Source organism: Microbacterium tumbae, assembly GCF_054780175.1.
Window position 1 is genome coordinate 1,039,345 of record NZ_BAAGWV010000001.1, and the last position, 20,401, is coordinate 1,059,745.

At 69.5% G+C, this 20,401-nt stretch carries 23 protein-coding genes; 12 read left to right on the forward strand and 11 right to left on the reverse strand.

Annotated elements, in window-relative coordinates; genetic code table 11:
- Positions 1-11 precede the first annotated feature (11 nt).
- Together ACYVGQ_RS04785 and ACYVGQ_RS04790 are read left to right on the forward strand one after the other, a co-directional pair.
- Positions 12-1,025 carry a dimethylarginine dimethylaminohydrolase family protein gene (locus ACYVGQ_RS04785; RefSeq protein ID WP_460783392.1) on the forward strand — a complete coding sequence of 338 codons (1,014 nt, stop codon included), beginning with the start codon at positions 12-14 and terminating at the stop codon, positions 1,023-1,025.
- Positions 1,022-2,272, forward strand: a complete 1,251-nt coding sequence (locus ACYVGQ_RS04790) for a M20 family metallo-hydrolase (protein WP_460783393.1) — start codon at positions 1,022-1,024, stop codon at positions 2,270-2,272. The genes ACYVGQ_RS04785 and ACYVGQ_RS04790 overlap by 4 nt, the downstream gene beginning before the upstream one ends.
- A gap of 272 nt (positions 2,273-2,544) precedes the next feature.
- On the opposite strand, the gene ACYVGQ_RS04795 is transcribed toward ACYVGQ_RS04790, so the two are convergent.
- The 7 genes from ACYVGQ_RS04795 to ACYVGQ_RS04825 all read right to left on the reverse strand — a co-directional run bounded on the left by ACYVGQ_RS04795 (position 2,545) and on the right by ACYVGQ_RS04825 (position 7,701).
- Positions 2,545-3,345, reverse strand: coding sequence for a DNA/RNA non-specific endonuclease (locus tag ACYVGQ_RS04795; RefSeq protein ID WP_460783395.1), 801 nt, complete (start codon positions 3,343-3,345; stop codon positions 2,545-2,547).
- A 79-nt stretch (positions 3,346-3,424) separates the two neighbouring features.
- A complete protein-coding gene (locus tag ACYVGQ_RS04800) occupies positions 3,425-3,724 on the reverse strand; it encodes a Dabb family protein (RefSeq protein ID WP_460783397.1) in 300 nt (99 codons plus the stop codon).
- A 43-nt stretch (positions 3,725-3,767) separates the two neighbouring features.
- Complete coding sequence (locus tag ACYVGQ_RS04805; protein ID WP_460783398.1) at positions 3,768-3,995, reverse strand: RNA-binding S4 domain-containing protein; 228 nt, start codon at positions 3,993-3,995, stop codon at positions 3,768-3,770.
- A gap of 83 nt (positions 3,996-4,078) precedes the next feature.
- The gene (locus tag ACYVGQ_RS04810; RefSeq protein WP_460783400.1) at positions 4,079-4,816 is read right to left on the reverse strand and encodes a hypothetical protein; all 738 of its coding nucleotides are present in this window, start codon (positions 4,814-4,816) and stop codon (positions 4,079-4,081) included.
- A 103-nt stretch (positions 4,817-4,919) separates the two neighbouring features.
- Complete coding sequence (locus ACYVGQ_RS04815) at positions 4,920-5,801, reverse strand: SMP-30/gluconolactonase/LRE family protein (RefSeq protein WP_460783401.1); 882 nt, start codon at positions 5,799-5,801, stop codon at positions 4,920-4,922.
- Positions 5,798-6,688, reverse strand: coding sequence for an MBL fold metallo-hydrolase (locus tag ACYVGQ_RS04820; RefSeq protein ID WP_460783402.1), 891 nt, complete (start codon positions 6,686-6,688; stop codon positions 5,798-5,800). Before ACYVGQ_RS04820 ends, ACYVGQ_RS04815 begins: the two co-directional genes overlap by 4 nt.
- Positions 6,685-7,701, reverse strand: coding sequence for a LacI family DNA-binding transcriptional regulator (locus ACYVGQ_RS04825; protein ID WP_460783404.1), 1,017 nt, complete (start codon positions 7,699-7,701; stop codon positions 6,685-6,687). The genes ACYVGQ_RS04820 and ACYVGQ_RS04825 overlap by 4 nt, the downstream gene beginning before the upstream one ends.
- Before the next feature lie 145 nt (positions 7,702-7,846).
- On the opposite strand from ACYVGQ_RS04825, the gene ACYVGQ_RS04830 reads away from it, so the two are divergent.
- The 6 genes from ACYVGQ_RS04830 to ACYVGQ_RS04855 are packed head-to-tail and all read left to right on the forward strand — an operon-like array spanning position 7,847 to position 15,091.
- Positions 7,847-9,124, forward strand: coding sequence for an ABC transporter substrate-binding protein (locus ACYVGQ_RS04830; protein WP_460783405.1), 1,278 nt, complete (start codon positions 7,847-7,849; stop codon positions 9,122-9,124).
- A gap of 2 nt (positions 9,125-9,126) precedes the next feature.
- Entirely contained in the window at positions 9,127-10,056 is a 930-nt protein-coding gene (locus ACYVGQ_RS04835) for a carbohydrate ABC transporter permease (RefSeq protein ID WP_460783406.1), read from the forward strand.
- Positions 10,053-10,970 carry a carbohydrate ABC transporter permease gene (locus ACYVGQ_RS04840; RefSeq protein ID WP_460783407.1) on the forward strand — a complete coding sequence of 306 codons (918 nt, stop codon included), beginning with the start codon at positions 10,053-10,055 and terminating at the stop codon, positions 10,968-10,970. Before ACYVGQ_RS04835 ends, ACYVGQ_RS04840 begins: the two co-directional genes overlap by 4 nt.
- A gap of 25 nt (positions 10,971-10,995) precedes the next feature.
- The gene (locus ACYVGQ_RS04845; protein ID WP_460783408.1) at positions 10,996-12,879 is read left to right on the forward strand and encodes a beta-L-arabinofuranosidase domain-containing protein; all 1,884 of its coding nucleotides are present in this window, start codon (positions 10,996-10,998) and stop codon (positions 12,877-12,879) included.
- Entirely contained in the window at positions 12,876-13,844 is a 969-nt protein-coding gene (locus ACYVGQ_RS04850; protein ID WP_460783409.1) for a 4-hydroxythreonine-4-phosphate dehydrogenase PdxA, read from the forward strand. Before ACYVGQ_RS04845 ends, ACYVGQ_RS04850 begins: the two co-directional genes overlap by 4 nt.
- Positions 13,841-15,091, forward strand: coding sequence for a four-carbon acid sugar kinase family protein (locus ACYVGQ_RS04855; RefSeq protein WP_460783410.1), 1,251 nt, complete (start codon positions 13,841-13,843; stop codon positions 15,089-15,091). Before ACYVGQ_RS04850 ends, ACYVGQ_RS04855 begins: the two co-directional genes overlap by 4 nt.
- Positions 15,092-15,120: 29 nt before the next feature.
- Here the strand turns inward: ACYVGQ_RS04855 and ACYVGQ_RS04860 are convergent, their stop codons facing one another.
- Complete coding sequence (locus tag ACYVGQ_RS04860) at positions 15,121-15,699, reverse strand: TetR/AcrR family transcriptional regulator (RefSeq protein WP_460783411.1); 579 nt, start codon at positions 15,697-15,699, stop codon at positions 15,121-15,123.
- Positions 15,700-15,758: 59 nt separating this feature from the next.
- On the opposite strand from ACYVGQ_RS04860, the gene ACYVGQ_RS04865 reads away from it, so the two are divergent.
- The 3 genes from ACYVGQ_RS04865 (at position 15,759) to ACYVGQ_RS04875 (ending at position 17,372) form a co-directional block, all read left to right on the forward strand.
- Positions 15,759-16,571, forward strand: coding sequence for an SDR family NAD(P)-dependent oxidoreductase (locus ACYVGQ_RS04865; protein ID WP_460783412.1), 813 nt, complete (start codon positions 15,759-15,761; stop codon positions 16,569-16,571).
- Between the two features lie 164 nt (positions 16,572-16,735).
- Complete coding sequence (locus ACYVGQ_RS04870) at positions 16,736-16,915, forward strand: hypothetical protein (protein WP_460783413.1); 180 nt, start codon at positions 16,736-16,738, stop codon at positions 16,913-16,915.
- A gap of 43 nt (positions 16,916-16,958) precedes the next feature.
- Positions 16,959-17,372 carry a cupin domain-containing protein gene (locus tag ACYVGQ_RS04875; RefSeq protein ID WP_460783414.1) on the forward strand — a complete coding sequence of 138 codons (414 nt, stop codon included), beginning with the start codon at positions 16,959-16,961 and terminating at the stop codon, positions 17,370-17,372.
- A gap of 121 nt (positions 17,373-17,493) precedes the next feature.
- Here ACYVGQ_RS04875 and ACYVGQ_RS04880 read toward each other — a convergent pair whose 3' ends face one another.
- From ACYVGQ_RS04880 to ACYVGQ_RS04890, 3 genes are all read right to left on the reverse strand, one after another.
- A complete protein-coding gene (locus ACYVGQ_RS04880) occupies positions 17,494-18,387 on the reverse strand; it encodes a J domain-containing protein (RefSeq protein WP_460783415.1) in 894 nt (297 codons plus the stop codon).
- 3 nt (positions 18,388-18,390) lie between these two features.
- Complete coding sequence (locus ACYVGQ_RS04885) at positions 18,391-18,903, reverse strand: GNAT family N-acetyltransferase (RefSeq protein WP_460783416.1); 513 nt, start codon at positions 18,901-18,903, stop codon at positions 18,391-18,393.
- Between the two features lie 88 nt (positions 18,904-18,991).
- Entirely contained in the window at positions 18,992-19,651 is a 660-nt protein-coding gene (locus ACYVGQ_RS04890; RefSeq protein ID WP_460783417.1) for a VOC family protein, read from the reverse strand.
- 181 nt (positions 19,652-19,832) lie between these two features.
- Here ACYVGQ_RS04890 and msrA point away from each other — a divergent pair, with 181 nt between their 5' ends.
- Positions 19,833-20,369: a peptide-methionine (S)-S-oxide reductase MsrA gene (gene msrA, locus ACYVGQ_RS04895; protein WP_460783418.1), complete on the forward strand. Its 537-nt coding sequence runs from the start codon at positions 19,833-19,835 to the stop codon at positions 20,367-20,369.
- The last annotated feature ends 32 nt before the right edge of the window (positions 20,370-20,401 follow it).

The following is a 20,401-nucleotide window of genomic DNA, read 5'->3' on the forward strand; positions in this document are numbered from 1 at the left end:
AAATCAGCGCGATGCTGGATAGTGACATCGAGTTCGACTCGACGATGGAGGTCTCCGACGGCAGGTTTCACCGGCTGCTGGGGCCGGAAGGCAGCCCTGGGTTCGCGGACCCCGGCGAGCTCGAGATGACGTGGGGGCGAAGATGGGGCGCGGCGGACGAGGTGGGACGTCTGCGCATGGTCCTGATGCGACGCCCCTCGGCCGGATTGGCTGACCTCACGGCAGATATGTACGACTCGGATCTCGATGCCCTGGTTGACCCGGATCGCCGCGGCTACTGGACCGGTCGTGAGGTGCCGGACATGGAGCGAATCCATCACGAGCACGACACCTTCGCCAGCCTGCTGCGGGCGCAGGGAGTGGAGGTGGTGTACGCCGAAGATCTGCCGACCTTCCATAAAGCGGTCTACACGCGAGACCCGGTTGTGACGATCCCTGGCGGAGCGATCATCACGCGGACCGCAGCTCGCATGCGTCGCGGCGAAGAGCAGACGATAGCCAAGGCCGTCGCCAATGCGGGAATGCCGATCCTCGGCACGATCACGGGGGAGGGTGTCGTCGAGGGCGGCACCTTCGTGAAGGTCCGCAGGCACACCGCCTTCCTCGGCACATCGGTGCGGACCACGGCCGCGGGCTTCGACCAGCTCGCAGTGCTTCTGAGGATTCACGACATCACGCTTCATCGAGTGTCGCTGCCGGGCTATGTCATCCACCTCGACATGTGCTCATCCATGGTCGACGACGATCTGGCCCTGGTGAATCCGCGCCTCGCCCCGTACGACTACATGTCAGCGCTCGAGGACCTGGACATCGAACTCGTCGATGTGCATCCGGAAGAGGAGTGGGCGAGCAATCTGCTGGTTCTCGACCGGCGCAAGGTGCTCATGCCCGACCACCTCCCTCGGACGGCCGATCGGCTCGTGGCTCGCGGCGTGGAGGTGCTGACGGTCCCGTACCGCGAGATCCTGAAGAACGGCGGCGGGCTGCACTGCTCGACGATGGAACTCGTGCGGGACTGGACATGAACGGCGCGAACGACGCTGCGCGGCGTGCATTCCTGGACGACTTCGCCGCCATGTCGGAATTCGGTGCGACCTCCGGCGGGGGCGTCGACCGGCAGGCGGGCACCGCGGCAGACCATGATGTGCGCACCTGGTTCTGCGCTCTTCTCGCCGACCACGGTCTCACGGTTCGCGTCGATGCGATCGGCAACCTGTTCGGTCTGTACGAGTTCATACCGGGCGCACCTTACGTGCTCTTCGGCTCTCACCTTGACAGCCAGCCGCTCGCGGGGCGTTTCGACGGCGCGTACGGCGTGCTCACCGCCGCGCATGCCGCGTTCCAGGTCATCGAATCGCATCTCGCAGCGGGCACGTCGCCGAGGTACAACGTCGCCGTCGTGGACTGGTTCAACGAAGAGGGAAGCCGCTTCAAGCCGAGCATGATGGGCTCAGCGGTGGCGACCGGCAAGCTGTCGTTGGCCGCTGCGCTCGCGACGGCAGATCCGCGCGGCACGACGGTCGCCGAGGCGCTGACGAGCATGGCGGCGGACGGCGACTTCGAGCTGCCGCAGATCGCTGCGTATGCCGAGATCCACATTGAGCAGGGGCCGTCCATGGAGGAGACGGGTGTCACGATCGGCGCTGTCGCGTCCACCTGGTGCGCCTTCAAGTACGAGATGGTCGTGCGGGGCGAGCAGGGGCACACCGGAAGCATGCGCATGGCGGATCGTCGGGATGCTCTCCTCGGGGCTGCCCACGTGGTCACCGCCGTGAACGAGCTGATCGAGGAGTTCGAGCCGGAGCAGCTCCACACGACGGTCTCAGAGCTCTACCTCGAGCCGAACTCGCCGGTGACCATTGCCCGAGAGGTGCGGATGCTCGTCGACCTTCGCGCAGAGTCCACGACTCTCCTGGAGACGGCGTTCGCCAGGCTCCAGGAGAGCCTTGCAAGGATCGAGGAGAGGACGCGGACCCGGGTGGAGATCCTCTCGAGCACGGTCTGGCGCAGTGGTCCCTTCGTCGAGGAAGGCATCGCCCTCGTCGAGCGGGCGGCGGAGTCGCTCGGCTATCGTCATGCCAGGGTGAAGACCCTCGCGGGCCACGATGCGACCAATGTCAAGGACGTGGCGCCGACTGTGCTCGTCTTCATCCCGAGTGTCGACGGGATCTCGCACAACGAGCGGGAGTTCTCGACCGACGACGACATGCTGGCGGGTCTTGGCGTTTTCACGAACGTGGTGCGCGATCTCGCGGCAGGTGCGCTGGGCTGAGAAGGCGCCTTCGGTCGGGGCGGAGCTGGAGGCTCTCGAACCTGAGGCCTCGGTGGCTGGGCCGCATCGTGCACTCCCAGAGAGACTGCCTCATATGCGGGGCGCGTGAAAAGCCCAACGTCCGTCGCTCAGCCCTTCACGCGCGCGGAGCGCCCTTCGAACGTCCAGCCGGGCGGTCGCCATCCGGCATCCGGCCAAGGGCGGCGCTCCAGAGTTCCGACCGAGGCTAGCTGATGCAATCGAGCACTGCGAGCGGTGACCCCGTCTCTCGGTCAGTTGCGGGCGCGAAGCACGATGTCGCTCGGCGTCCGCAACGGATGCCGAACGACACCCCTGACCTGCCGCGCGCCGGCGAGCACGTCGGCGGCCGCGAGCGGCCCGAACTCGATGCCCGTCGATCCGGCGATGTCCGCGACCGGCACTTGGAACGTCCGGAACCCGCCCAGCGGCGGCGGTGCGAGCACGCCTTCGCGGATGTCGACGAGCTCGGACTGATCCAGAAGGAACGCGGCGGCGGCGAGTCCGTCGCGACCGTGCCAGGCGGCGACCTTCCAGAACCGCAGCGGCACGCGGATCCCGCGATAGGGCGGATCGTCCGCGCCGTGCACGGGCGCGGTGAAGACCGAGATCCGCTGACGCGTCGCCTCGGCGTAGGCGAGCACATGATCCTCGAGGCCCAGCCAGAGCTCCTTGGACTGGTTGAAGCCGGCTGCCTGCGGCGCGGCGTTCGGGTAGAAGAACGTCGCTCTCATCGCCGCCTCGGCGTCGGCCTCGTCCCCCCATCCGGGATCGCGCCTGCGCACGAGGTGCCCACGGTCGAGATCATTCCGCGCGTAGACGGAGGCCCCGGTCTGCTCGTCCTCGCCGACTCGCGGGTCGAGCCGCCATTCGCCGGAGCGGGGCAGGCTGCGCAGGCTCGTTCCGTCGATGTTGACCGCCGTGACGGCCGCGAGCCGGCGGCCGGGATCGAGGAGCACGGAGAATCGCGGGTAGTCGAGTCGCCGCACCACGCTGCGCGGCGTAGGCAGCGGGACCGGGACCGAGAGGAAGTCGGGAGCATAGCCATCCACCATGGGTCCATGGTGCCCGGCGTCTCCGACAATCGGTTGCGCGGGTTCGGGCGCGCCACAGGGCGCGCGGGCTCCCGCCGGTTCAGATCTCGATGTAGTCGTACTCCTGGAAGGCCGCGACCTCCGGCACCCATCGTTCGGCGACGAAGGCGACGTGCAGCGGATGACCGTCATAAGCGTCGTATGCGCCCTGATCGGCGAAGCCCATGGCGAACTGGAAGGCGAGATCGCTCTTCGCGCTCACCTGGGCGTTGACGCGGAAGTCCTCCACGCCGGGGATGGAGGTGAGGATGTGACGCGCGTCGGCGAGGAATGCGCTCTCGCCGTCCGATCCCTTCGGATGGATCAGGCGGAAGTTCACGGTGTGCTGGATGCGGGTCATGCGATCATCCTCCCATCGCCGACTGCGCGTCGGACGTTCCGTCTCAGCCCGCCACGCGCGCGGAGCGCCCTTCGAACGTCACGACGTCCCCGCTCCGGAGCTGACGTCCCCGACGACGCTCCTCGACGCCGTTCACCGAGACGAACCCGTCGATGATGACCTCCTTGGCGTCGCCGCCCGAGTCGAGGAGGCCGGCGTACTTGAGGAACTGACCGAGGCGGATGCTCTCGCCGTCGATGGGGACGTCGTCGATCGGCGGAGGGGTCGTCATCCCTGAATGCTAACCCCCACGCCGGCGACCGGGTCGTGACCTCGCGGATCGGCGCGACCGGCCTTTCCGGAGCGGGCACGTCGTCAGGACCGTGAGCTCCGCGGCCTGCGCCGGACGACGATGCGCTTCCGATCGGACGGCTCCCGTCGATCGAACCAGACGTCCACCCTCTCCCCATCGACGACCGGATCGTTGACGGGGATCGCGGTGCCGAGCCGCACATAGCGCCGGGTGCCGGACTGATCTTCGAAGGCATAGGTGACCTGCGTCAGCAACGCGCTCGCCTCCGTCGGCATCACGTCGTACCCCTGGTTCGTCACGGTCCCCGTTACGGGTGGCGCCGAGCGCATGATCTCATCCTCGATCGCGAGCCGGTGAAGGCGTGAGCGCCGCGCGAATGCAGACAGGACGAGCAGCGCGATGCCGAGTACCCCGGTGATGATGCTTGCCGGGGTGGGCTGTGGCATCTGGATCCATGCGGGCGGGATAGGACTGAGGCTCGTTCCGAGCGCCACGCCGAGAAGCGCGAGGCTGGCAGGCGCCGCGATGCCCGGCAGCGCGGGATTGCGGGGCGCCAGCGCAGTCCATCGAAGGAACGCGAGGATGCCGAAGGCGGCGGCCACGACCATGGAGACGAGCGCGAGCACGCTCGCCGCATCGAAGATGTCGTTCTCGGCGGCGTTCGCGATCATCCGCGGCAGGAGGAAGGCAGGTACCGTCGGCAGGAGGAACACGCCCAGCACTGGCAGGCGCAGATCGCGCCAGCCGGGTACGCGATCGGCCTCGGCTCTGCGAACGGCATCCGGATCAATGGTGCTCATGCCCTCATCCGAACACAGATGCGTCCCTCCCGGTCACGGTTCCGGTGACGGCAAGCCGGTGTTCCTCACCCGAACCGTGACCGGATGCCGCGCGGAGGCTGCCTCAGAACCGAGGGGGCGCCGTGGTCGTCGTCCGGATCCGGTAGAGGCTCGTCGATGCGGTGATGAAGAGCTCCGTGCCGTCGTCCCCTCCGAAGCACAGATTCGCCACGATCTCGGGGATCGGCACGAAGAGCACCTCCTCGCCGTCCGGGGAGAAGACGTGAACGCCGTCTCCCGCGGAGGACCAGACCCGGCCCTCGACGTCCACCGCGATCCCGTCCGGGACTCCGACCTCGACCGAGGCGAAGTGCCGGCCTGCCGTGGCGGTCGCGCCGGTCACGTCGTAGGCGCGGATCCAGTGCCCCGGCCCGTCGTCGAGGCCTGCGGCGGTATCCGTGACGTACACGATGCGTCCGTCGGGCGAGAAGGCGATGCCGTTCGGGCGGTCGACGTCGTCGATCACCGGAGCGATCCCGTCCTCCGGCGACCAGCGGAACACTCGGCAGTCCCCGTATTCGCGGTCGCCAGGATGCCCCTCCTGCGGCTGTCGGATCCCGTAGTCGGGATCCGTGAACCAGTACGAGCCGTCCGGGGCGAGCGCCACATCGTTCGGCGAGTTCAGCCGATGCCCGTCCCAGTGCGCGACGATCTCGGTGAGCGTCCCGTCCGGCGCCTCGCGCTCCAGACGCCGGCGTCCGTGGGAGCACTGCACGACGCTGCCGTCGCGGTCCAGCATCCTTCCGTTGGTGAACTCCACGGCGGAACGGTGGACGGTGACCTCGGAGGTGGTCGCATCCCACCGCAGGATCCGGTCGCCGGGGATGTCGCTCCAGCGCAGAGCCCGCTCGTTCGGGATCCACAGCGGGCCCTCGCTCCAGGTCGCCCCGGTGGCGAGGCGCTCCAGCTCTGCCCCCGCGACGATCAAGGGTGTCTCGCTTCTCATTCGTGCTCTCCTGTCTTCTCGGCGGTCTCGGCTTCGCGATACGCCGCTCGGATCGCGCCCGCGATGCGTCCGGCGTCGGGGTGGGCGTCGATCAGCTCCGGCACGATCTCCTCCGCGGCCTGCTCCGGGGTGCGGCCCGCCAGGTGGGCATCCTCGGCGAGGGCGCGCACCTGGCGGAGGTACAGGCGGTAGGCGTCGATCAGCTCCACGCCTCCGAAGGGGCCGTGACTGGGGACGATGACCCGCGGACGCATGGCCTCCAGCTCGTCCAGGCTCTCCAGCCATCGGCGCATGCTCGACCGGGCGCTCGCGAACGACGGCGTCGGCTTCATCGCGATGTCCCCGGAGAAGAGGACTCCGTCCTCGACGACGAGGGCGACCGTGTCCCCCGGCGTGTGGTTGGGGCCCATGGCGCGCAGGAGCACGGTGACGCCGCCGAGATCCAGTTCCAGCGCATCGTCGAAGACGATGTCCGCGCTGCGGAACCGCGCTCCGTCGAGGAGCTCGGCGTAGTCGGCGGAGCGCAGCCGGAAGTCGTCGGCGACCCGCAGCCCGGTCTCCGCGATCTCGTCGAGCTGGGACCTCGCCCTGAGCATCACGGTATCGGCGGGGAACGCCTGCGCGCCCAGATCGTGCTCGGGATGCACGTGCGTGGTCACCAGGCGCAGCGGCAGGTCGCCGGCGAGTGCACGCGCCGCCCGCAGGACGGCGCTTCCGTTGCGCTCACCGATGCCGGTGTCGATCACGAGGGCGGCTCTGTCGCCGACCACGAAGCCGACGTTGGGAACGCCGGGGACGCTTCCGTCGGGGATCACGTGGACGTGCGCGGAGAGGCGGACGACGGCCTCCGGCCGCACCAGCGGCGGTGGCCATGATGTGTCGTTCATGACGGCAGCACCGAGGTCGACTCGCGCACGATCAGCTCGCACTCGTGCGCGATCGCGCCTCTGAGCTCTTTGCCCTCGAGGAGGGAGAGCACGGACTGCGCCGCGAGGCGACCCAGATCGTCGAGCCGCGCGTCCACGGTGGTGAGCATCGGGCGCGATGCCAGCGCCATGACGTCCCAGTTGTCGAAGCCGACCACCGACACGTCCTCCGGAACACGGATCGACTCCAGCTGGAGCTGCTCGACCATTCCTCGGGCGATCTGGTCGCTCCCGCAGAAGACGGCGTCGAAGGGGACACGGGAGCGGGCGAGGATGCTCGCCGCCTGCCGTCCCCAGGCCTCCGACCACTCGCCCCACATCACCGATCCCTCCTGCGGCTCGATGCCGGCCTCGCTCAGCTGTTGAAGCATGCCCGCATGCCGCAGACGTGCGGACAGATGCTTCTGCGGGCCGGAGACGTAGGCGATCCTGCGCCGCCCCAGGGAGAGCAGGTGCGCGGTCGCGAGACGTGCGCCCTGTGCGTCGTCGATGACGATCGACAGGTCCTCGGGGCGCTGAGAGGGGGAGAGCACGTAGCACACGGGCACGCGCGTGGGGATGCCGATGGGGGCGCGCGCCTCGGCGCGCCGCCCTGTGACGATGATCGCGTCGACCCGGCGGGCGAGGAAAGTCTGCAGATGGTGGTTCTCGCGGATCGGGTCGCCTCGCCCGTCGGCGAGCAGCACGGAGATCCTGCCCGTGCTCAGAGCGTCCTCGACTCCCAGCATCAGAGGGATCGCGAAGCGCGTGAAGCTGTCGGTCGTGAGCAGCCCGATCGTGTAGGAGCGCGCCGCGCGGGGCTCGCGCCGCGGAGGGCGGGCCGTGTAGCCGAGCCGCTCCGCCACCTCGGAGATGCGCGCTCTCGTCTCCTCGCGCATCCGCCCCGTCCCGCTCAGCGCCTTGGAGACGGTGCTGATGGAGACCTCCGCCTCGCGAGCGACATCCGAGATGGTGGGATGCGACGTTCCTGTCATCGTTGACCTCCTTGCGCAAGAGTTTTCCCTTTAGTTACAAGGACGTCAAGAAGGAGCATTGAGAAAGTCTGAGAAAAGTTTGGTGCTTGCGCATCCGTGCCTCGACACTGGCAACACAGCACGTCCCACTCAACGAGGAGCAACAATGACTGCAGTACGAAGGACTCTTGCCGCCGGCGCCGGTCTGCTGGCGGCCGCGCTCGCTCTCACGGCATGCGGCGGTTCGACGGAAGGCGGCGGATCGGCCGAGGCCGATGAGCTGACCATGTGGGCGCGTTCGTCCACCCAGGACTACACGCAGGCGCTCGTGGACGCCTACAACGCCGACCACGACACGCAGATCAAGCTGACGATCGTCGCCTCCGACAGCTTCCAGCAGAAGGTCGGGGCCGCGGCCGGCGCCGGATCGCTGCCCGACATCCTCGCCTCGGACGTCGTCTACGCCCCGAACTACGCGAAGCAGTCGGTGTATCTCGACATCACCGACAGGGTCGCCGACCTGCCGTTCGCGGACGATCTCGTCCAGGCCCACATCGACGCTTCGACCTTCGACGGCAAGACCTATGCGGTGCCGCACAAGGTCGACTCCAGCTTCATCTTCTACAACAAGGACCTCTTCGCCGCCGCCGGCCTCGACCCGGAGAACCCGCCGAAGACCTACGACGAGATCTACGCGGCGGCGGAGGCGATCACCGCGCTCGGCGACGACACCTACGGCTTCTACTTCCCCGGCAACTGCGCCGGCTGCAACGCCTACACGTCCTTCGGCGTCGCCCGAGCGGCGGGGGAGCTGCCGATCAGCGCAGATGGCACCACGGCCGACATCGACAGCGATGCGCTCGCCGAGTGGTTCGGCCTGTATCAGCGTCTCTACGCGGACGGACTCGTCCCCTCCGGAGCCTCGACCGGGGATACCACGACCCAGCAGGAGCCCTTCCTGCAGGGGAAGGTGGGCATCTGGCCGAACGGCTCGTACTCGATCCCCACGGTCAACGAGTCCGTCGATTTCGAATGGGGCTACATGCCGCTGGCGACCGCGGACGGCTCCGCGACCGGGACCTTCGTCGGAGGGGACGTCATCGGGGTGACGAGCACGACCAAGAGCCCTGACGCTGCGTGGGACTTCATCGAGTGGACGCTCGAGGACGAGGCGCAGGTCGAGATCGTCGCCAAGGCGGGGAACCTCCCCGTGCGCGTGGATCTCGCCGGCAACCAGTACACCGCCGAGGATCCCCGTCTCGCCGCCATCACGGCAGGCATGGAACAGGGCTACACCCCTTCCGCGCTTCCCTACGGCGAGGCGATCAACTCGCCGAACGGCCCGTGGCTCACGGCGGTGCGCGGCGTGGTGTTCAACGACGACCCCGACGCGCTCGCCACGGGGCAGCAGGCCATCCAGGCGCTGCTGGACGGAGCCAACTGATCGTGGTCGTCACCTCTGTTCCCTCGGGTCCGTCGCGCACGCGCCGGGCCCGAGGGGCGCGCAGCAGCGTCCGTCATCAGCTGGCGGGGTGGGCGTTCATCGGCCCCACGGCGGTGACCATCCTCGTGCTGTTCGTGCTGCCGCTCGCGATCGTGCTCTTCATGTCGCTCAGCGACTGGCCGCTGCTCGGCGCGCCGACCCTCATCGGGATCGGCAACTACGTCGACATCTTCACGGATCCCGGCTACATCGGCGCCATCCTGTTCACCCTCGGCTACACGGCGCTCGCGACGGTGGCGATCTTCGTCCTCGCCCTCCTGCTCGCCGCGTTCCTGAACACGCAGCGTCGAGGGGCGAAGTTCTACCGGATCGCGATCTTCGCCCCGTACGTCGTCGGCCTCTCCACCGCCAGCCTGATGTGGGTCGTGAACTACAACGACCAGGTCGGCATCTACGCCCAGGCGCTCAGATGGCTCGGCATCGCGGACGGCCCCGTCGGGTTCTTCGAGACGCCGTTGAGCGCGACGCTCGCCGTGACGTTCATGATCACCTGGAAGTTCGTCGGCTTCCAGGTGATCATCCTCCTCGTGGCGCTGCAGTCGATCCCCTCCAGCGTCAACGAGGCCTCCGTCATGGACGGGGCGAACTCCTGGCAGCGCTTCCTCTACATCACGCTGCCGTTCCTGCGCCCGACGCTGGCACTGCTGCTGGTGCTGTCGGTGACCGGATCCCTGCTCGCCTTCGACCAGTTCATGGTGATGACGCAGGGCGGCCCCGACAACACCACCGTGACGCTGGTGATGTCCATCTACAACACCGCGTTCACCTCTTTCGACCTCGGCAAGGCGGCTGCGCTGTCGATCATCATGCTCGTCGCGCTCGTGATCATCAACGGGCTGCAGCTCAAGTTCGTGAAGGGCTCGGACAAATGACCACGATCGACCGCACCCCCACCTCCACGACGCGCACCCAGCTGCTCACGACGGCTCAGGGCCGACGGACCCGGAGCGGGCGACGCACCCTGATCGGCATCCCGTATCACATCGTCGGAATCGCCCTGGCCTTCCTCTTCCTGTTCCCGCTGCTGTGGTCCACACTGAACTCGTTCAAGACCCCGGCCGAGGCGAGCTCCTCCCCGCCCACCCTGTGGCCGCAGCAGTGGAGCGGGGAGAACTACGCCGAGCTCGTCGCCAACGGCGAGGGCCTCGGCCAGTACGTCGGCAACTCGCTGATCGTCGCCGGCGTCTCGGTCCTGCTGACCATCGTCATCGCGACCCTCGGCGGCTATGGTTTCGCCCGTTTCCAGTTCCGCGGCAAGAACATCGTGTTCCTCGCCGTCATCGCGGTGCTGATGGTGCCGCATGCGACGCTGGTGCTCCCGCTGTACTTCATGTTCGCGAGAGCCGGCCTGCAGGACAGTCTCGTCGGCGTCGGGCTCGTGCTGACGGTCTTCCAGCTGCCCTTCAGCATCTTCCTGATGCGCAACAGCTTCGAGGCGATCCCCGTGGAGCTGGAGGAGGCCGGCCGCGTGGACGGCGCGAGCTCGCTGGGCGTGTTCCTGCGGATCTCCCTGCCCCTGGTCCTGCCCGGAGTGGTCACGGTGGCGCTGTTCGCGTTCCTGGTCTCGTGGAACGAGTTCTTCATCCCCCTGCTGCTGCTCAACGACGGCGCGAACTTCACGCTGTCGGTCATGCTCGTCAACATCCGCACCGGGGCGTACGGCTCCATCGACTGGGGGCTGCTGCAGGCGGGCACGACCGTCGCCATCCTCCCCTGCCTCGTCCTCTACCTCGTGCTGCAGCGCTTCTACATCGGTGGCCTCACCGAGGGCGCGCTGCGCGGCTGATTCCATGTCGACCCCAGGAGAACACATGCCATCCATCCACACCGCCTTCTCCCCCCTGCCGCTCGGGGCCGTCATCCCCTCGGGATGGCTGCGCCGGCAGCTGCGGATACAGGCCGACGGCCTGTCCGGATCCATCGAGGAGCTGTGGGACGACCTCGGCCCCGACTCCGGCTGGCTCGGCGGCACGGGCGAGAGCTGGGAGCGCGGCCCGTACTATCTCGACGGGCTGGTCCCGCTGGCGCATCTGCTCGGCGACGCCGAGCTGATCGAGCGGGCGCGCAAGTGGATCGAATGGATGCTTCAGAGCCAGCAGCCCAGCGGCCAGTTCGGTCCTGCGTCCAACGAGGACTGGTGGACGAGGATGGTCGCGGCGAAGGTGCTGCAGCAGCATGCGGAGGTGACCGGCGACGAACGCGTGCTGCCGTTCCTCGAGCGCTACTTCGCCTTCCAGCTGCGCGAGCTGCCCGGGCGGCCCCTCCAGGGCTGGGCGGCGGCGCGCGCGGTCGACAACGTCCTTGCTCTCGCCTGGGTCCACGAGCGCAGCCCCCGTGCGGAGTGGATCGAGCTGGCACGGCTGCTGTTCGCGCAGGGACTGGACTGGGAGCACGCGCTGGGCGAGGGGCTCATCACGGGGAGGGCGATGGGCTTCGACCATCGCACCCACGGCCCGAACGTGGCGATGGCGCTGAAGAACCCGGCGGTGCGCGCGATGATGCTCGGCGAGGGGGACCCGCACGAGGAGACCCGGCGCGCGCTGGAGAACCTGGATCGCTGGCACGGGATGGTGCACGGCATGTTCTCCGGCGAGGAATGGCTCGCCGGGCGGGAGGCTGTGCGCGGGGTGGAGACCTGTCAGGTCGTCGAGTACATGTTCACCATGGAGATCGCGGCGCGCGTCACGGGCGATGGCTCCTACTCGGATCTGCTGGAGGGCGCCGCCTACAATCTGCTTCCCGCGTCGTCCGATCCGCTCATGCGTGCGCACCAGTACCATCAGCAGGCCAATCAGATCGAGGCGTCGACGGCTGATCGAGACTGGGCATACAGCACCAACGGCGCGAACGTCTTCGGGCTCGAGCCGCACTTCGGATGCTGCACGGCCAACTACCACCAGGGGTGGCCGAAGTTCGTCGCGGCGCTGTGGATGACCGCGGACGACGCTCTGGCGGTGACCGCCTACGGGCCGTCGACGGTGACCGCCGAGGTGGGCGGTGGGGTGGTCACGATCGAGGAGGTCACCGACTACCCCTTCGACGAGACGATCACCTTCCGCGTCACGGGGACGACGGCCACGCGAGCGGTCGCGCTGCGCCTGCGGATCCCGGACTGGGCGGATGACGCCGATCTCGTGCTGAACGGGGAGCGGGTGGAGGTCGACGCCGATGCGCAGCGGTACGTCGACCTCACGCGCCGGTGGGAGGCGGGCGACGAGGTCGCGCTGACCCTTCCGATGCGCCCCCGTCGTGTCAAGCGGGAGCGGCAGGCGGTCGGCGTGCGACTCGGTCCGCTGGTGATGGTCGCGACAGCCGGTGAGCGCTGGCGTCCCGTCCCCGATGCCAGGGGCATGGGCGAGTGGGAGGTCTTCCCGGAGCGCAGTTGGAACTTCGGGCTGTACCCGGACGCGCCGGTGCCGCTCGAGGAGTGGCAGGTGCAGCGGCATCCCGTTCCCGAGGTGCCGTTCGGGCGCACGGGAGTGCCGGCGCGCGTCACGGGCGTCGGCATCCGCACGCTCTCCGAGTGGCGCCGGGACGGCGGCAACGCCGGGAACCCTCCGGACGGACCGGTTCCCGCACGCTGGGCGAACATCGTCGAGCTCGTCCCCTATGGCAGCGCGACCATCCGCATCGCGGAGTTCCCGACGATCGTGCCGGTGCTCGGGGCCAAGATGCCCGCGGAGTTCCTGCGGTGAGCGCGGCCGTCGCGCTCACCGCAGGCGACCCGGCCGGCGTCGGCCCTGAGCTGCTCGTCCGCCTGCTCCGGGAGCTCGGGGGACAGGATGACGAGCCGGTCGTGATCATCTCATCGAGGGCGGAGCTCGCCAGAGGGCTCACGCAGGCGGGGATCGACGCGGACGTGGATCGGCTGCTCGACACTCCCGGGGTCGTCCTCGAGGAGATCGACATCGAGTATCCCGAAGAGGTCGGCGCGGTCGGCGAGGCGAACGGGCGCTGGGCGCTGGCCGGGTTGGAGCGCGCGCTCGAGCTGCGCGCCGATGGTCGCGTGTCCGGCCTGCAGTTCGGTCCGCTGAACAAGACGTCGCTGCATCTGGGCGGGATGACGGAGCCCGATGAGATGCGCTGGTTCGAGGCGAGACTCGGCGCGGCGGCGAGCGCATCGGAGATCAACGTCAGCACGACGTTCTGGACCTCCCGGGTGACCTCGCACGTCGCGCTGAGGGATGTGCCGGATCTCGTCACGCCGGAGTCGGTGCGCGACTCCGTGCTCCTGCTGCACGGTCTGCTCGTCTCCTCCGGCGTCGCAGCGCCGCGCATCGCGGTGTGCGCGCTCAACCCGCACGCGGGGGAGCACGGCCTCTTCGGAGAGGAGGAGATCACGGCCATCGGACCCGGCGTCGCGCTCGCCGCGGCCGAGGGCGTGCAGGCGTCGGGCCCCTTCCCCTGCGACACGCTGTTCCTCCGCGGCTTCGACGGAACCTTCGACGGCATCGTCACGATGTATCACGACCAGGGGCAGATCGCGCTGAAGACCAGGGCCTTCGACGGGGGAGTGACGCTGGAGGCGGGGCTCAAGCTGCCGATCTGCACGCCGGCGCACGGCACCGCGTTCGACATCGTCGGGACGGGGCGGGCGAGTCTCGGATCGACCCGCAACGCCCACCGGCTGCTGCGCCGGCTGGCGGCGGACGCGACATGAGCACGCGGCAGTGCATCGTCGTCCTCGACGACGACCCCACCGGCACGCAGATGGCGACGGACGTCACGGTTCTGCTGACCTGGGACGCGGATGCGCTGGCCGAGGTGCTGGCGGACGAGGACCGCGTGTACCTGCAGACCAACAGCAGGGCGCTCGCGGAGGCGGAGGCGGTCGCGCTCGTGCGCGGCGTCAGGGACATCGCGGACGAGGTGTCGAGGCGCCTGGGCGTCGAGGTGAGACTCGTGCTGCGCGGCGATTCGACTCTGCGCGGCCACGTCTTCGCCGAGTCGCGCGCGGCGTCGGAGACCGGGGCGGTGACGCTCTTCGTGCCGGCCTTCCCCGACGGCGGGCGGATCACACGGGCCGGGGTCCATCTCGTCGCACAGGGCGGTCGGCTCGTCCCGGTCGCCGAGACGGAGTACGCCCGCGACCCGGTGTTCGGATTCGGGACCAGCGAGCTCGCCGCCTTCGTCGAGGAGGGATCGGATGCCATGGCGATGTCGGTCGGCATCGAGGCCGTGCGTGCGGGCGACGTGGAGCGGATCCTGCTCGATGCGCCGGACGGGGCGTTCGTGCTCCCGGACGCCGAGACCGGTGACGACATCTCCGCCATCGCCTCCGCAGTGCAGAGCGCATGGGATCACAGGCCGGTGACCGTCCGCTCTGCGGCGCCGCTGGCGGCCGCCCTCGCCGGGGTTCTCAGCGCTTCGCCGCTCGCTGTCGCCGAGCTGTGCAGCTCGCGCCCCGTGCTGGTCGTCTGCGGCTCGCACACCGACGGCGCGCGTGAGCAGCTGTCGCATCTGACGGAGCGGTTCGGCGAGCCCACCGTGATCGACACCGTCCGTGCGCTGCGCAACCCGGAGGCTGAGGGCGCGCGAGCGGCCTCGGCGGAGGCGGCGCTCTCCCGCCCCGGAGGACTGCGCCTCGTCGCGACCGAACGGCACAGGCGCAGCGCGCACGGCACCCTCGCCGACGGCGCCGCCGTGATGAGCGCGCTCACGACCGCCGCCGGTCTGCTCGCCGATGGGGTCGACCTGGTCGTCACCAAGGGCGGCATCACCTCCGCCGACGTGATCAGGAGCAGCCTCGGAGTCCGCCGTGCCCGCGTGCTGGGCCAGGTCGCCCCGGGGATCAGCGTGTGGCAGGTGGACGGCCGTCGCCGACACCGGTGCGTCATCGTGCCGGGGAACATGGGAGACCCGCGCATCCTCGCCGACATCGTCGCGTGGGCGACCGATCGGTCATGAACGGAGGCGGCGTCTCGCGCCGTTCGCGTTCAGCTGCGGATGGCCGCGACCGCGCTGTCGTAGAGGCGTTCCATATCCGCCTCTCCCTCGGAGTCGACCCACGCGTCGGACGCGACATCGACGCAGGCCAGCATCGCGGACACGATCGCGGCCGCGCGCAGCTCGGCATCCTCCGCGGGAATGCGCCTCGCCACGAGGGGGGTGAGAACTTCTTGCCAGTACTGACGCTTCTCCGAGCGGCGGGCTCTGAGCGACGGGGTGTCCCGCATCATGCGCGCGACGGCGAGATCGGAACGGGCATCGTGGAACGTCTCGGGTTGAGCATCCACCATCGCCCCGCGAAGGGCCTCCCAGGCGCCCTCGGTGGCCGGGCGTGCGGCGAGGGCACGTGCGACGGCGTCCCCCCTCGTATTCAGGTCGCCGAGCAGCACATCCTCCTTCGTGCCGAAATAACGGAAGAACGATCGTCGCGAGATGCCGACTGCATCCACGATGGCATCCACCGTCGTCGTTTCGAAGCCATGCCGAACGAACAGCTCCAGAGCCGCGTCGGCGATTTCTTGGCGGAGCGCCGCCCGCTGTCGATCCCACGCTGTCGCTGTCCTCATCAGGCCATCCTACGATGCCTATCTGGCATGCAGTGCCAGGTAGGCATATAGTGACAAGTATGACCATCGACTATGCGTCCCAGACCGTCCTCATCACCGGTGCGAGCTCCGGCATCGGCCGGAGCTTCGCCGCAGCGCTGGCCTCCCGTGGAGCGCGGCTCGTCCTCGTCGCCCGGCGTGTGGGCCGCCTCGAGGCGCTCGCCGCCGAACTGCGTGCCGATCACGGCGTGGAGGTCGCCGTGGTGCCGCTCGACGTCTCCAGCCCCTCTGCCGGGGCGCAGCTGAAGGCCGCCGTCGATGGGCACGGACTGGCCGTCACGAGTGTCATCAACAACGCGGGGTTCGGCACGTTCGGCGCATTCGAAGACGAGGACCCCGACCGTCTCGCCCAGGAGATCGCCGTCGACGTCGCGGCTCCGGTCCAGATCGCCGCCGCCTTCCTGCCGGATCTGCGGACGGCGGGCGGGGGATTCCTCATCAACGTGGCGAGCATGGCCGCGTACACGCCGACGCCCCACATGGCGGTGTACGGTGGCGCCAAGGCCTTCGTCCTCAGCTTCACCGAGTCGCTCTGGGCGGAGCTGCGGCAGACGGGCCTCACTGTTTTCGCCCTGTCGCCGGGGGCGACGAGCACGGAATTCAACGAGGTCGTCGGCACCGACGACGCGACCGCGGGTGCACGGATGCGCGCGCCCGAGGAGGTCGTCGCCACCGCCCTGCGCCATCTCGACTCCCGCAATCCTGGCCCCAGCGTCATCGACGGCGGCATGAACCGGGTCCTGGCCGCGGCATCGCGGCTCATCCCGCGCCGGACGGTGGCGTCCGCGATGCACCGCCTCACGGACCCGCGACGGCGCCATGGACGCTCCTGAAATGACCCCCGATCGGGGTGCCATTTCCGCCCATCCGCTGCCTGAGCATTCTGCGAGAGCCGTGGGCCGGTATGCCCTCCCGGCCCACGGCTCCGATCCCGGGACCCCGCCCGAGGGGGTCCGGGCACCCCGTGCGGGCGGTCCCAGCGACATAGGCTGGGATCATGACGAAGAACACCCTCTGGACCGTCGTCGGCGTGATCGTCGCCGTGGTGATCGCCTGGTGGATCGTCGGCGCGCTGTTCTCCCTGCTGTGGTTCATCGCCAAGCTGGGGATCGTGGCGGTCGTCGCCGTGGTGGTGTTCTTCGGGCTGCGCAGCGTGTTCAGCCGCGGCGACGACTGAGGGCGGCTCGGTCGACGGCCGCCTTCGCGATAGCATCCGCGGTATGACCAGACGTCCTCCGACCGCCGAGCGCCTCGATCTCGAACCGCATCCGGAAGGCGGCTGGTTCCGGCGGACCTGGACCAGCGCCGTCGCCGTCGAGACCCCGGGCGGCGCGCGCCCTGCGGCCACCTGCATCCACTACCTGCTGCAGTCGGACGAGGCCAGCGCCTGGCATGTCGTGACCAGCGACGAGATCTGGCTCTGGCACGGGCCGGGGCGTCTCGAGCTCAGCCTCGGCGGCGACGCGGCCTCTCCCGGTGTCGTGACCCCGATCGTCCTCGGACCGGGGGAAGCGGCCCAGGTGCTCGTCCCCGCCGGCGTGTGGCAGGCGGCGCGCCCGCTGGACGACGAGGAGGTACTGGTCTCCTGCGTGGTGTCGCCGGGGTTCGACTTCGCGGACTGGCGGCTCGCTTAGCCGCTCTCCGCCGGCCGCGGCGCCGGAGCCGGGCACGATCGTCTCCTGCCCCGAGGCCGGCATCGCCGCGCAGGAGGATGTCCGCCCGATCGTGTCTCCTCCTGCGCGCTCGGTCTCGTCGTCAGACAAGCCGGATGCTGCTCTTCAGCCGCGTCCTGACGTCGAACAGCTCGTTGCCGCCGACGGTGCGCGCGCCGGGGACTCCGGTGCGCAGGGTCGTGCGCAGAGCACTGCGGCGCACCGCCACGACCGGGAGGCCCGACACCGCACCGAGGGGGATCACGGGCTCGGCGAGGTCATCGTCGGGGAGTACGAAGACCGCCCCGCCGAAGCGCACGCGCGCGGCGCGGGACACCGAGCGGATGCGGGTGAGCAGATCGGCCACGGGCGTCGGCTCGCCGATGACATCACCGCCGCGGAAGCCGACCGGCCGGCCGAAGTCCTCGCTCGTGAGGCCGTAGAGGCCGGTGGGGCTCAGGACGACGTGATCGAGCTTCTCCTCGGCATCCGATGACGTCGCGACGTCGTGCCAGGCCGTGAACCCGATCCCGAGGTCGGCGATCGCCTGCGCGGTGTCCTCCTCGGCGAGGGCGTCGGCCAGCATCCTTCGCATCCCCCACGGCGCGGACCGGACGAAGGCCGGCGCGTAGGGGTCGGCGATGCCGCCCTCGGCCCGCTGCCGCGCCATGGCCAGGTAGCGTTCGCGTCGCCAGGCGCCTGCGACCCCGTAGGACCTCGCACGGGGCCGTGTGCCGGAGGATGCCGCGGCTCTCCGTCCCGCCCATTGCAGATCGTCCGCGCTCTCGCTGCCGCGATCGTAGGCGGCCCGCAGCTCGGGGGAGCCGATGAGCTCCCAGGCCAGCTGCACCTGGATGAACGCCGCCGCATCCCCGCCGGTGTCCGGATGCGTCTGCCGCAGCCGCAGCCGGTACGCGCGGCGCAGCTCGTCGTCGTCGACGTGGGAGGCGACGCCGAGCACCTCGTACGCCGATGCGGAGAGAGGACTGTCGAACACGACCTAGGCGTCCGGGGCCCGGCGCTCGTCGAGGACGAGCTGGAGGAAGGTGAGATCCAGCCAGCGGCCGAACTTCGCGCCGACCTGCGGAAGAGTGCCGACGCCGGTGAAGCCGAGCCGTTCGTGCAGCCGGATCGAGCCGACGTTGCCGCTCTCGACGGCCGCGACCATGACGTGCTTGCCGATCGTGCGGGCCCGCGCGATCAGCTCGACCATGAGGGCCTTCCCGATGCCGCGGCCCTGCTGGTCGCCGCGCACGTAGACGGAGTGCTCGACCGTGTGCCGATAGCCGTCGAAGGCCCGCCAGTCGCCGAACGACGCGTAGCCGAGGACCTCCGGACCCTCGGCGGCGACGAGCACCGGATAGCCGGACCGTGCGCGGTCCACGAGCCAGGCCGCCCTGTTCGCGACATCGACCGTGGTCTCGTTCCAGATGGCCGTGGTGTTCGCCACCGCGTCGTTGTAGATCGCGGTGATCGCCTCGAGGTCGGCGGAGGTGGCATCCCGGATGTGCACGTCGTTCTCCTGGTCTGCGCCGTCGGGTGCGCAGGATCGACGCTAGCAGGGCGCGGTGCGTCGTGATCGCGGCCGGACGGCGGCCCTCTCAGGCCTCGTCGTCCGCCCAGCCCGCGATGTCCACGCCGTGGTTGTCCGGGGAGGCGATCGTCCACCAGCCCTGCTCCGCGTTCCCGCCCACGAGCCGTGCGCCGGCTGCGACGGCGGCATCCACGCGGGCGCCCGCCTGATCGGCGGGGACCGATACGTCGATGTGCGTGCGGCCCCTGCCCGGCCGCGGCGGATCCAGCTCGTGGAACCACAGGTGCGGGCCTCGCCGGAGCGGATCGATCAGATCCTCGTCCCCGACCCTGACGTACCCGAAGGCCGCCTCCCAGAACGGGCGGGTGTCGATGCCGGCATCCTGGGCGACGGCGATCCCGACGACCTGGAGCATGCTCGGATCCGCCTGCAGGCCCAAGCCGTGCGCCGCCGCGCTGATCGAGGCGGCGAGCTCTGCGTCCTTGGAGCTCAGCGCCCCGTCCGCGCGGCTGCAGGAGCGGACCACGACGCCCTCCGGGCGCAGATCGACGTCCGGCTCGTGACCGACCGCTGCTGCGGCGTCGGCGATCGCGCCGACGAAGCGCGCGCCTTCGGCGAAGGACGGCGTCCGATAGAACACGTGAGCGCCCCAGAAGAGCACCCTCCAGTCCTCGACCCCGCCGGCGGCATGGAAGTCGCGCGGGTGCAGCTGGACGAAATCGGACATCTCGACCTCCGGATCTCGGAACCCATCCTCACGCGTGAGCGTACGCTTGAGGAGGAGTCTTCGACAGGGCGGCGCGGAGCGATCGACAGCCGCCTCTCAGGCATCCGGGACCAAAACGACGCCCTCGTTCGTTGTCCTGGATGACGCCGCGATCCGCGGCGCAGAACAAGGAGCAGCGATCATGACCGACACCGGAGCCATCACCCGCACCCCCGGCACCGAGACGGCCGTCCTGGCCGGCGGATGCTTCTGGGGCATGGAGGATCTCACCCGCCGTCAGCCCGGCGTCCTGGACACCCGCGTCGGCTACACCGGCGGTCAGAACGACCACGCCACCTACCGCAACCACCCCGGTCACGCCGAGGCCGTCGAGATCGTCTTCGACCCTTCGCAGACGACCTACCGGGACATCCTGGCGTTCTTCTTCCAGATCCACGATCCGTCGACCCTGAACCGTCAGGGAAACGACATCGGCACCAGCTACCGCTCGGCGATCTTCCCGCTCAGCCCCGAGCAGGAGCGCATCGCGCGCGACACGATCGCCGACGTGGACGCCTCCGGCCTGTGGCCCGGCAGGGCCGTCACGACGATCGAGCCCGAGGGCCCGTTCTGGGAGGCCGAGCCCGAGCACCAGGACTACCTCATCCGCTACCCGAACGGCTACACGTGCCACTTCCCGCGGGCGGGATGGGTGCTGCCCAGGCGCGCCGAGGTCTGAGCCCTCGTATCCCGCCTTCCAGGTCGCAGATC